Annotated in this window: 10 protein-coding genes; 6 read left to right on the forward strand and 4 right to left on the reverse strand. The window is 64.5% G+C overall.

The window, feature by feature from the left end; genetic code table 11:
* Positions 1–263 precede the first annotated feature (263 nt).
* From U5782_RS21630 to U5782_RS21655, 6 genes are all read left to right on the forward strand, one after another.
* The gene (locus U5782_RS21630) at positions 264–1,223 is read left to right on the forward strand and encodes an MBL fold metallo-hydrolase (RefSeq protein WP_322045927.1); all 960 of its coding nucleotides are present in this window, start codon (positions 264–266) and stop codon (positions 1,221–1,223) included.
* Positions 1,224–1,258: 35 nt separating this feature from the next.
* Positions 1,259–2,971, forward strand: coding sequence for an FAD-dependent oxidoreductase (locus U5782_RS21635; RefSeq protein ID WP_322045928.1), 1,713 nt, complete (start codon positions 1,259–1,261; stop codon positions 2,969–2,971).
* A gap of 116 nt (positions 2,972–3,087) precedes the next feature.
* A complete protein-coding gene (locus tag U5782_RS21640; RefSeq protein ID WP_322045929.1) occupies positions 3,088–3,318 on the forward strand; it encodes a DUF2783 domain-containing protein in 231 nt (76 codons plus the stop codon).
* A gap of 290 nt (positions 3,319–3,608) precedes the next feature.
* Positions 3,609–4,820: a Crp/Fnr family transcriptional regulator gene (locus U5782_RS21645; RefSeq protein ID WP_322045930.1), complete on the forward strand. Its 1,212-nt coding sequence runs from the start codon at positions 3,609–3,611 to the stop codon at positions 4,818–4,820.
* 104 nt (positions 4,821–4,924) lie between these two features.
* Positions 4,925–5,737, forward strand: a complete 813-nt coding sequence (locus U5782_RS21650; RefSeq protein ID WP_322045931.1) for a flagellar motor protein — start codon at positions 4,925–4,927, stop codon at positions 5,735–5,737.
* A gap of 20 nt (positions 5,738–5,757) precedes the next feature.
* Entirely contained in the window at positions 5,758–6,438 is a 681-nt protein-coding gene (locus U5782_RS21655; protein WP_322045932.1) for a flagellar motor protein MotB, read from the forward strand.
* A gap of 18 nt (positions 6,439–6,456) precedes the next feature.
* Here U5782_RS21655 and hydA read toward each other — a convergent pair whose 3' ends face one another.
* The 4 genes from hydA to U5782_RS21675 all read right to left on the reverse strand — a co-directional run bounded on the left by hydA (position 6,457) and on the right by U5782_RS21675 (position 12,262).
* Positions 6,457–7,914 carry a dihydropyrimidinase gene (gene hydA, locus U5782_RS21660; protein WP_322045933.1) on the reverse strand — a complete coding sequence of 486 codons (1,458 nt, stop codon included), beginning with the start codon at positions 7,912–7,914 and terminating at the stop codon, positions 6,457–6,459.
* 42 nt (positions 7,915–7,956) lie between these two features.
* Positions 7,957–9,474, reverse strand: coding sequence for an NCS1 family nucleobase:cation symporter-1 (locus U5782_RS21665; protein WP_322045934.1), 1,518 nt, complete (start codon positions 9,472–9,474; stop codon positions 7,957–7,959).
* A 54-nt stretch (positions 9,475–9,528) separates the two neighbouring features.
* Positions 9,529–10,806, reverse strand: a complete 1,278-nt coding sequence (gene preA, locus U5782_RS21670; RefSeq protein ID WP_322045935.1) for an NAD-dependent dihydropyrimidine dehydrogenase subunit PreA — start codon at positions 10,804–10,806, stop codon at positions 9,529–9,531.
* Between the two features lie 61 nt (positions 10,807–10,867).
* Positions 10,868–12,262, reverse strand: a complete 1,395-nt coding sequence (locus tag U5782_RS21675; protein ID WP_322045936.1) for an NAD(P)-dependent oxidoreductase — start codon at positions 12,260–12,262, stop codon at positions 10,868–10,870.
* Positions 12,263–12,356 lie beyond the last annotated feature (94 nt).

Here is a 12,356-nt window from a genome sequence, read left to right on the forward strand (position 1 = left end):
AACCGAACGGCAGGCAAATCCTGTGCATCCGAATATTTGCATATGACGAGTAAATTCGTCATTGACAAATAAAACCGGGCGGGCGATCATGGCCTCACCCCGGCAGAACAGCGGTTCAACCGAACCAGACAGAACCAGACGGGGCGAGACAAAACCGGCTGGCGCATGTGCGCCGGTCCATCCGCATGCGCCTCATGGCGCGTGCGCGCCGCCTCGCCGCGTCATGCGTTCCCTGCAGGTTCCCCACCGATACGGAGACTCACATGGCAAAGGCGTTCGCATCGCAGGCCGACCTCGAAGAAAAGCAGGTCACGTTCACCCAGCTCTCGGAAAACGCCTACGCGTACACGACGGAAGGCGATCCCAACTCGGGCGTCATCATCGGCGACGACGGCGTGCTGATCGTCGATACCACGGCCACGCCCGCCATGGCGCAGGACCTCATCGCGAAGATCCGCAGCGTCACCGACAAGCCCATCAAATACGTCGTGCTCTCGCACTATCACGCGGTGCGCGTGCTGGGCGCATCGGCGTACTTCAAGGAAGGCGCGCAGCAGATCATCGCGAGCCGCGGCACCTATGAAATGATCGTCGAGCGCGGCGAAGCCGACATGAAGTCGGAAATCGAGCGTTTCCCGCGTCTGTTCGCGGGCGTCGAAACAGTGCCGGGCCTCACGTGGCCGACGCTCGTGTTCGAGAAGGAAATCACGCTGTTCCTCGGCAAGCTCGAGGTGAAGATCGCGCATCTGGGCTCGGGCCACACGAAGGGCGACACGGTGGTGTGGCTGCCGCAGCAGAAGGTGCTCTACTCAGGCGACCTCGTGGAATACGACGCGGCCTGCTATTGCGGCGACGCGCAACTCGCCGAATGGCCCGCCACGCTCGAAGCGCTGCGCTCGCTGGGCGCGGAAAAGCTGGTGCCGGGACGTGGTCCCGCGCTGCTCAACCCCGAAGAAGTGAACAAGGGTCTCGACTACACGAAGGACTTCGTTTCGACGCTGCTCGCGCAGGGGCGCAAGGCCGTCGAACAGAAGCTCGATCTGAAGCAGTCGATGGCGCTCACGCGCGAAGCGATGGACCCGAAGTTCGGTCATGTGTTCATCTACGAGCATTGCCTGCCGTTCGACGTGTCGCGCGCTTATGACGAGGCGAGCGGCATCACGCATCCGCGCATCTGGACCGCGCAGCGCGACAAGGATATGTGGGACGCGTTGCAGGATTGAGCGTAGGAGTGTGAGACTGGCAGGAGACATAAGGAATGATCGACTATCAATCGCTGACCTTCGACTACACGCGCAGCCATGAACAAGGCGAAGCCGCAGAAAAACGCGTGCGCCCCGTTGTTGTAGTGGGCGCGGGGCCGGTGGGCCTCGCCACCGCCATCGACCTCGCGCAGCAAGGCGTGAACGTCGTGCTCGTGGACGACGATTGCACGCTTTCCACGGGCTCGCGCGCGATCTGCTTTTCGAAGCGCTCGCTCGACATCTTCGACCGCCTCGGCTGTGGCGAGCGCATGGTCGAGAAAGGTGTGAGCTGGAACGTGGGCAAGGTGTTCCGCAAGGACGAACTGGTTTACACCTTCAACCTGCTGCCCGAAAGCGGCCATCATCGTCCGGCTTTCGTCAATCTTCAGCAGTACTACGTGGAAGGCTTCCTGCTCGAACGCGCGCAGGAACTGCCGAACCTCGAAATCCGCTGGAAGAACAAGGTCGCGGGCGTCGCGCAACGCGGCACGCCAGGTTCGGACGACGCGCACGTCGCGCTCGAAATCGACACGCCCGACGGTCCCTACGAACTGCTTGCGCGCTACGTGGTGGCGTCGGACGGCTCGCGCAGCCCGGTGCGCAAGCTCATGGGCCTTGACAGCCACGGCCGCACATTCAAGGACCGCTTCCTGATCGCCGATGTGAAGATGGAAGCGGATTTCCCGACCGAACGCTGGTTCTGGTTCGATCCGCCATTTCACCCGAACCAGTCGGTGTTGCTGCATCGTCAGCCCGACAACGTCTGGCGCATCGACTTCCAGCTTGGCTGGGACGCCGACCCGGTGCTCGAAAAAACGCCCGAACGCGTAATCCCGCGCGTGCGTGCACTGCTCGGCCCCGACGTGAAGTTCGAACTGGAATGGGTGAGCATCTACACGTTCTCGTGCTTGCGCATGGACAGCTTCCGTCACGGCAACGTGCTGTTCGCGGGCGACTCGGCGCACCTTGTCTCGCCGTTCGGCGCGCGCGGCGCGAATAGCGGCTTCCAGGACAGCGAGAACCTCGCGTGGAAACTGGCGATGGTGCTGGAGCAGCGCGCGCCCGATGCGCTGCTCGACACCTACGCCAGCGAGCGCGAATTCGCTGCCGATGAAAACATCCGCAACTCCACGCGCTCGACGGATTTCATCACGCCCAAGAGCGCGGTGAGCCGCGTGTTCCGCGACGCCGTGCTCACGCTGGCGCGCGAGCATGCGTTTGCGCGCCAACTCGTGAATAGCGGACGGCTTTCGGTGCCCGCGGTGCTGTATGAATCGACGCTCAATACCGCCGACGAAGACCCCTTCACGGGCCAGATGGTGCCGGGCGCATCGTGCGCCGATGCACCGCTGACCGATGCGCAAGGCAACGCGCAATGGCTGCTCAAACAGCTTGGCGATCGCTTCGCGGGGCTGCTGTTCTGCCGCGCGGGATCGACGCTCGACAGCGAAACGCGCGCGGCGCTCGATGCGCTTGCCAACGGCGCGGTGCCGCTCGATGTCGTGGCAGTGATCGAAGGCGAAGGTGTTGCGCCCGAAGGTCTGCCCGCAGGCGCGAAGGTGCTGCGCGATGCACAAGGGCTGGCCACGCAGCGCTACGGCGCGCAAGACGGCGCGTTCTATCTGATCCGCCCGGATCAACACGTTAGTGCGCGTTGGCATCGCGTCAGCGCGGCGCGTGTGGAACGTGCATTGAAGCGGGCGCTGTGCGTGGAAGGCACGGCATAAAGCGTGAATGCGAAGGGCGGCTGCGTTCGCTACAGCAAAACGCGGCCGCCTTTCGAATCGATTGTGCAGATCATTACGAAACGAATGACGAAATGAAGATGGGACAGGAGACGACGATGCTGAACACCCAACCCAATCTCGCGCGCCCCGATGACTTCTACGAAGCGCTGATCGACATGCATCGCGACCTCGACGAGGCACAGAGCCAGTCGGTCAACGCGCAATTGATCCTGCTGCTGGCCAATCATGTTGGCGAACATCAGGCGCTGATGGAAGCGATCCGCTTCGCCCGCGCGGGCGTGGTCGTGCCGCCAGCGAATGGCTCGGTGGGAAAGCTGGCGGCTTGAAGATTGAAAGGCAAAGCCGGGACACTGCATCCCGGCTTCGCATCAACATCGAGCGCAATCGTTTGCCTTCGCCCCATCTGCGCCGATTGAAACGCTAAAAGCGGCCTATGGATTGCATCGCATTCAGGGTCGCGAATGAGGCGTGTCCGCACGCGCTCAACCCCGATGCAAATTGATTCAAGAACCCCCTGCGCAAAGCCGTAAACGGCAGTCATACGAGAACCAGATCGGTGGTCCCGGAGCCGCACGCCGGAGACGATCGACAAGACAAACGCATACGGGGAACTACCTTGAATCGCAGTCAAACATGGTCGCGCACCGCCGCGCCCGGCGAAGTCATCTATTCGGAAGGCTTCGCGGGCGAGCGCCTGCTCTTCGTCATCGCCGACGGCAAAGTCGAAATCTCCACCCGTTGTGAAGAAAAACGCGTCGTGACGGCGACGCTGGGCCGCGGCGAGTTCTTCGGCGAAAGCGCCCTGCTTGGCGCCGAGCCGCGTCCGAGCACCGCCAAGGCGCTGACGTTCTGCCAGTTGACCGTCGTGCCGTCGAATATCATCGACGACGAACTCGAACGCGTGTCGCCGCTGCTGCGCCACGTCGTGCGCACCATGATCCGCCGTGCGAAAGCGAAGGACGATCAACTCGCCACCTACACGCATGCCGACTTCATGCCCGGCGTGCTCTCATACGCACACGTGCTTTCGCTGCTCGCGGGCGCCGAGCGCGCCGAGCCGAAGGGCGGCTGGCCGCGTCAAGGCGCAGGCCCGGGTGCGGGCGAAGTGAGCGTCGCGCTCGCGGACGTGGTGCACAAGTGCCGCGCCGTGGCGGGTCATTCGCGCCCGCACGTGATGGCGATGCTGCGCCGCATGGAAAAGCTCAACCTCATCGCGATGGAGTCGAGCCAGACGGCGTCGCATCTGGGCGGGGCCGATCATTCCGATGGCGCGCTCGGCCGACAGGTCGTCACGTTCGACCCCGTGCGGATCATCGACCGCGCCACGCAAGTGGCCGATCGCGATCTCGATGTGTCGATCAACAGCGAACTCGAACTGATCGAGTTGAGCGATCTCGAAGCGCTGATCGGCGTGGAGCGCAAGCTGCTGCTCAACAAGCTCTCGCACGGCGAGATCGCCGACGAGCTTTTCGCATTCAGAAAGTCGAAGGTGCTGAACTTCGTCGAACAGAAGGGCGTCTCGTACTTCACGAAGCGCGCGAGCCGCGGTTCGGGCGACGTGCAGTCGCTCGACGATCTGCTCTTCGTCGATCAGCGTACGTTGTTCGACGCGGTCAACGCGCTCGATACCTACGATCTCGCGAAGCTGCTGGCCTCGCTCGAAGATCCGGCCGTGTCCGAGCGACTGCAATCGGTGCTGTCCGAAGCGCGCAAGAACGAGATTTCCTGGCTCATGCGCCGCGAGATCAAGTCCGATCCGATCGAACTGGAGGGGATCGAGCAACGTCTGATTGGCGCCGTGCGCGAACTCAGGGCGCACGCCGCGTAATCCCGCGACTCGCAGGCAAGGTGGACCGTTAGCGCGCCCGTATCGTTCGGGCGCGCCGGGTCTGCCTGCGCCTGGTTTCTACATGCCTCACACCGGAAACACACATGGATCTGTTGACTTTGTTCGGAGTCCTGCTGGGCGGCGCGGCCGTCGTGGTGGGCTTCATGCTCGAAGGCGGTCACTTCGGCTCGCTGCTTCAGCCCGAAGCGCTCGTGGTCGTGCTGGGCGGCACGCTCGGCGCGGTGATGATCCAGAACACCTGGGCACGTTTCTTCGATGCGATCCGCCGCCTGCGCACGGTGTTTGTGCGCGCGCAGCAAGTCGATGAAGCGAGCCTTGCGGCCGTGCTCGAATGGGGCGATCAGGCCAAGCTCAATGGCCTGCTCGCGTTCGAGTCGATGGACTGGCAGGGCATTCATCCGTTCGCGCGACGCGGGCTCGAACTGCTCGCGGGCGGCGTGTCGACCGCCGTGCTCGAAGACGCGCTCAATCGCGAACTCGAAGCCTATGGCCGCACGCATATGGCGGCCGCGCGCGTCTGGCAGCAGGCGGGCGGTTATGCGCCTACCTTTGGCATTCTGGGTTCGGTGCTGGGTTTGATCCAGGTGACCGCGCATCTGGTCGAGCCGTCGCAACTCGGCTCGGGCATTGCGGTGGCTTTCGTTGCGACACTGTATGGTCTCGCGCTCGCCAACCTCGTATTCCTGCCGCTCTACGGCAAGATGCGCGCGCATATCGAAAGCGAGTTGCGGCTGCGCAAGCTCTATCTCGACGGCCTGCTCGCGATCTCGCGCAAGGAAACGCCGCATATGATCGCGACGCGTCTGGCGGGCGAAGTGGGCGCACGCGGCGAGGCTAACGCGTGGGCACGTCAGGGCGTGCAGATGGGCGTTGCCGAAAGCGCACCCGTCAATTGAGCGCGAGCGGAATCCCCAGCATGCAAACGTCACTCGGCAAACACGCGGCGCATGATGCGCCGCGTAATGTCCTCGAAAGCGTCCTCGACCATGATGAGGACGAAGGCGGCGAGCAGTCCGGCCGCTGGCTGCTCTCCTACGCCGACCTCGTCACGACGATGATGGTGCTGTTCCTCGCGCTCTACGCCATGCAACTGGCGAAGAGTCATGAACAGGAGCTGCGCAATCAGTCGCAGGCTGCGCCAGCAAGCACTACGCAAGCGCCGGGTACAGAGCGTACGTTGCTGGCCTCGCTCGATCCGCTACGCGCGCGCGGCGAGATCACCATCGCGCCGGTCGCGCATGGCATGGAGATCGGCATCAACGCGAAGATTCTCTTCAACGCGGGCGATGCTGCCTTGCTGCCCGATTCCTTTGGCGTGCTGAGCCGCATCGCGGGCGTACTGGCGCAGGTGCCCAACGGCAATATCCTCGTGGAGGGGCATACGGACAGCACGCCCATCGCCAACGCGCGTTACGCGTCGAACTGGGAGCTGTCGTCGGCGCGCGCGGGCGCCGTGGTGCGCTATCTGGTCGAGCGCGGGGTCGAGCCGCATCGCCTCGCGGCGATCGGCCGGGCCGACAACTTCCCGCTCGTTGCCGGCGCCGACCCCGCGAGCCGCGCGCTCAATCGCCGCGTGACCATCGTCGTGCAGTATTGAGTGCGGGAGCGTTAGTGCTCAGGCGACCTTGTCGCCTTCGCGATGCACCGGCTCGGTTTCCTTCAACTGCTTCGCGAGGCGCGAGGCCTGCAGATAGCCGGGATTCGCGGGCCGCTTGAGATAGCGCCCCGCGCCGCGCCGGGCGCGCAGATCGCCGTCGGCCCACACCAGTTCGCCTTGCGAGACCGTATGCGTGGGCACGCCGCGCACCGTCATGCCTTCGAATACGTTGAAGTCGACGTTCTGGTGATGGGTCTTTACGGAGATCGTGCGCGTGGCCTCGGGGTCCCAGACCACGAGATCGGCATCCGCGCCTATGGCTACTGCGCCCTTGCGCGGATAGAGGTTGAAGATCTGCGCCGCGTTCGTGGACGTTACGCGCACGAACTCGTTCGGCGTGAGGCGTCCCGTGTTCACGCCTTGATCCCAGAGTATCGCCATGCGGTCTTCCACGCCGCCACATCCGTTAGGAATCCGTGTGAAATCGTCGCGCCCCATTGCCTTTTGCGAAGCGCAGAACACGCAGTGGTCCGTGGCCGTGGTGTGCAGCAGGCCGCCTTGCAAGCCGCGCCAGAGCGCATCGCGATGCTCCTTGGTGCGGAACGGTGGGCTCATGACGTGCGCGGCCGCGCGCGTCCAGTCGGGATCGCGATAGACGGCTTCGTCGATCACCAGATGTCCCGCAAGCACTTCGCCGAACACGCGCTGGCCTTCGGCGCGCGCACGCGTGATGGCTTCGAGCGCTTCCTTCGCGGAGACGTGCACGATATAGACCGGCACGCCCAGCACCTGGGCGATGCGGATCGCGCGGTTCGCGGCTTCGCCTTCGACTTCGGGCGGACGTGAAAGCGGGTGCGCTTCCGGTCCCGTGAAGCCGCGCGCGAGCAATTGCCGTTGCAGCTGGAATACAAGCTCGCCGTTTTCCGCGTGGACGGTGGGCAGCGCGCCCAGTTCGAGCGCGCGCGCGAAGCTGTTCACGAGGATTTCGTCGTCGGCCATGATGGCGTTCTTGTACGCCATGAAGTGCTTGAAGCTGGAGACGCCGTGATCGTTCACGAGCAGCCCCATGTCGCGATGCACGCTTTCGTCCCACCACGTCACCGCTACGTGAAAGCCATAGTCGGCGGCGGCCTTTTCGGCCCAACCGCGCCACTCGCGGAAGGCTTCCATGAGCGGTTGTTTAGGGTTGGGAATCACGAAGTCGATGATCGACGTGGTGCCGCCCGCGAGGCCCGCCGCCGTGCCGGTGTAAAAGTCGTCGTGCGCCTTCGTGCCCATGAAGGGCAATTCCATATGCGTGTGCGGGTCGATGCCGCCCGGCATCACGTACTGACCGCCCGCATCGACGATGGTGGCCCCGGCGGGCGCGTCGAGGTTCTCGCCGATCGCGGTGATCGTGCCGTTATCGCAGAGCACGTCTGCGCGATACGTCTTGTCCGCGTCCACCACGGTGCCGCCTCGAATCAGGATCGCCATGATGCTATGTCTCCTTCGGTTGAGTCTTGAATGTCAGTGTATTTACGCGTTCGCGATGCTCGGCCTGCGGCTCTTGCCGAGTTTCATCAGCACGCCGTAGACCACGGCCGCGATAGCGAGGCCGACGAACCACGCGTAGGTATAGATGCCCTTGAACGCATCGGGCACGGAAGGGAAGGCGTTCGGGAACGCGACGGCGAGAAAGCCCGGCAGATTCGGTAGCACGCCCGCAAGCAGCGCGATCACGGCGGCGGGGTTCCAGCCGTTCGAATAGGCGTACTCGCCGTTTTCCTCGAAGAGTTGTTCGGTGTTCAGGCGCGTGCCGCGAATCAGGAAGTAATCGACCATCAGAATGCCTGCGACCGGACCGAGCAGCGCCGAATAGCCCACGAGCCAGGTGAAGATATAGCCCTGCGTGGTAGCCAGAATTTTCCACGGCATCATGACGATGGCGAGGCCCGCCGTGATGAGACCGCCTGCCTTGTACGAGATGCCCTTGGGCCAGAGGCTCGAAAAATCATAGGCCGGGCCGACCAGGTTCGCGGCCAGGTTGCAGCACATCGTATCGAGCGTCAGGATCACCAGCGCGATGCCCACGCCCACGCCTTCCATGCGGCTCGTGAGGTCGATGGGGTCCCAGATCGCCTTGCCGTAGATCACCACCGTGGCCGACGTCACCACCACCGAGACCACGGAGAGCAGCGCCATCGGAATCGGCAGGCCGATCGCCTGGCCGACGAACTGATCCTTCTGCGTTTTTGCGAAGCGCGTGAAGTCGGGAATGTTGAGCGCGAGCGTGGCCCAGAAGCCCACCATCGCCGTGAGGCTCGGCCAGAACGTGACCCAAAAGAGGCCCGCCTTCTTGCCGCCCGCCGCGAACTGCGAAGGCTGCGAGAGCATGCTGCCCACGCCACCCGCCTTCGAGCAGGCCCACCAGACCAGCGCCACGCACATCACGACCTTGATGGGCGCGGACCAGCTTTCGAGCCAGCGGATCGAATCCGTGCCGTGCAGGATGAAGTAGAGCTGGAGCACCCAGAACAGCAGGAAGCACGCGCCCTGGCCGATCGAGATGCCGAGGAAGGGCAGTGCGTCGCCCACCAGCGCGTTATGGAACAGGATGTTGGCGAGCGTATAGATCGCGCTGCCGCCTAGCCACGATTGAATGCCGTACCAGCCGCACGCCACGATGGCGCGCAGCATGGCGGGCAGCTTCGCGCCCTGGGTGCCGAACGACGAACGCACCAGCACGGCATAGGGGATGCCGTATTTCGTGCCCGCATGGCCGATCAGCAGCATTGGCACGAGCACGATCACATTGCCGAGCAGCACCGTGATGACGGCCTGCCATGGCGACATGCCCTGTTCGGTGAGCCCCGCCGCGAGCATATAGGAGGCGATGTTCATCACCATCCCCACCCACAGCGCGGCGAAGTGATACCAGCGCCACGTGCGCTGCGCGACGCCCGTGGGCGCAAGGTCGTCGTTGTATAGCTCGCTTGCGCTGCGGCGCGCCCCTGCGTCGCCGCCTACCCCACCGCTTGCTGCTGGCTGGCTCATGATGCTCACTCTCCGTGTCTTGTCGTTTGGTTTCGTTTGAATGCCGACGAAGGATCAAGCCGCCTTCGGATCGGCCACGCGGGCCGGATTGTTGGGATGCGTCGTCCAGTTCGAGTAACGGCCCGAGTCGACGCGCTCCATCGTGATGCACTGATCGACCGGGCAGACATGCATGCATAAATTGCACCCGACGCAATTCGCATCGACCACCTCGAAGTGGCGCTGCCCGTCCTTCGTTGCCGTGATGGCCTGGTGCGAGGTGTCTTCGCAGGCGATATGGCACAGGCCACACTGGATGCAGCGGTCCTGATCGATGCGCGCCTTGATGTCGTACTCCAGATTCAGGTACTGCCAGTCGGTGACGTTCTGCACCGCGCGCCCGCGAATGGCGTCGAGGTTGGCGTAGCCCTTGTCGTCCATCCAGTTCGAGAGGCCGTCGATCATGTCGTCGACGATGCGGAAGCCGTAGTGCATCGCCGCGGTGCAGACCTGCACGCTGCCCGCGCCCAGCACCATGAATTCGGCGGCGTCGCGCCAGTCGGAAATGCCGCCGATACCCGAGATCGGCAGGCCCTGGGTTTGCGGGTCGCGCGCGATTTCGGCCACCATGTGCAGCGCGATCGGCTTGGCGGCAGGGCCGCAATAGCCGCCGTGCGTGCCCTTGCCATCGACGGTCGGCAGCGGCGCCATGACGTCGAGATCGACGCCCACGATCGAGTTGATGGTGTTGATGAGCGAGACGCCGTCCGCGCCGCCCTTGTGCGCCGCGCGCGCGCCCTGGCGGATATCGGTGACGTTGGGCGTGAGCTTGACGAGGCAGGGCAGGCGCGTGCCTTCCTTGACCCAGCGCGTGACCATTTCGATGTACTCGGGCACCTGGCCCACGGCCGCGCCCATGCCGCGCTCGCTCATGCCGTGCGGGCAGCCGAAATTCAGCTCGACCGCATCCGCGCCGGTGTCTTCCACCAGCGGCAGGATCCATTTCCAGTCCGCTTCGGTGCACGGCACCATCAGCGAGACGATCAGCGCGCGGTCGGGCCAGTCGCGCTTCACCTGGGCGATTTCCTTGAGGTTAACGTCGAGCGGTCGGTCGGTGATCAGCTCGATATTGTTGAGGCCCGCGATGCGCTGGCCGCGCCAGGTGGTCGCGCCGTAGCGCGAACTCACATTGACCACGTGCGGGTCGAGGCCGAGGGTCTTCCAGACCACGCCGCCCCAGCCCGCCTCGAAGGCGCGGTTGACGTTGTAGGCCTTGTCGGTGGGCGGCGCGGAGGCGAGCCAGAACGGGTTGGGCGATTGAATGCCGGCAATCGAGCAGCGCAGATCGGCCATGATGCAACTCCTTGTTTTATCGATGTGGGGGCGTCGTTTTGCGTCGTCTTGTGCTTGCCGATCACGCGGCCTTGCCGGTTTGCGCGGCGAGATAACGGTCGATCGCGCGCGCCGCGAGCTTGCCGTCCTGCACCGCCTGCACGGTGAGGTCGGTGGCGTCGTGTCCCGCGCAATCGCCGCCGGCCCAGACGCCTGCCAGCGAGGTCGCGCCATCGGCATCCACGGCGATGCGCGCGCCGCCTTCGCTCAATTGCAGCGCTTCCAGCCCGGCGGGCAAGAGCTTTTGGCCGATTGCCTTGAGCACCATGTCGGCTTCGATGCGCTCGATCTCGCCGGTTCCCTGCAACACGCCGTTGACGTCGAGCGCCGCGCGCTCGAACTCCACGGCCTGCGCCGCGCCGTTGCCGACGATGCGTACAGGCTTCATCCACTCCACGATCGTCACGCCCTGCTGGCGTGCGAATTCCTGCTCGGCCCACGTTGCGCTCATCTGCGCGGTGCCGCGCCGATACGCGAGCGTGACGTGCTCCGCGCCCAGCTTGCGGCTTTGCACGGCGGCGTCGATGGCGGTATTGCCGCCGCCGATCACCACCACGCGGCGGCCCACGGGCAACGTGCCGAGATCGTCGGCTTCGCGCAGTTGCGCGATGAAGTCCACGGCGTCGCGCACACCGTCGAGCGTTTCGCCGTCGATCTTCAGCGCATGGGTGCCGCCCAACCCGACGCCAACAAAGACGGCGTCGAACGTTTCGCGCAGCGTGTCTAGCGTAATGTCGCGGCCCAGTTGCTGGCCCTGCTTCAACTCGATGCCGCCCACGGAGAGCAGCCAGTCGACTTCGCGCTGGGCGAAGTCGTCCACGGTCTTATAGGCGGCGATGCCGTACTCGTTGAGGCCACCGGGTTTCTCGCGCGCATCGAACACCGTCACGCGATGACCCGCGAGCGCGAGCGTATGCGCGCACGCGAGGCCCGCCGGGCCCGCGCCGATCACGGCCACCGAGCGGCCTGTCTCGCTCGTGCGGCGGAACAGCGGCGCGGCGCCTTCGGCTTCGCGCGCCATTTGAAAGTCGGTGGCGTGACGTTGCAGCGCACCGATCTGAACCGGTTCGCCATCCTGATGATTTCTCACGCAGGCACCTTCGCAGAGAATCTCGGTCGGGCACACACGCGAACACATGCCGCCGAGCGGATTGGCGCTCAGGATGTCGCGTGCGGCGCCCTTGAGATTGCCGTTGCCGATCTTGCGGATGAAGCTGGGAATATCGATGCCGGTGGGGCAGGCCGCGACGCAAGGCGCGTCGTAGCAGTAATGGCAGCGATCGGATGCGATCACGGCCGCGTTGGGAGAAAGCGGCGGGGCGACATCGGCGAACTGGCAGCCGAGTTCTTCGGCGCTAAGGCGTCCTGCGGCGATGCCCTGAGTGGCACGCGAATGGGAACGGGCGGAGTGGGACATCCGGATGCTCCTTGCGAGGCAAAACACGGGTCCACCGGCCGCGCGCGATGCGCGGCAGCCGGTACGTGGGGAACGACTTTTTTATGGCTTTGCG

The sequence above is a fragment of the Paraburkholderia sp. J67 genome (genome assembly GCF_905220265.1).
In the GTDB taxonomy this organism is placed as follows: domain Bacteria; phylum Pseudomonadota; class Gammaproteobacteria; order Burkholderiales; family Burkholderiaceae; genus Paraburkholderia.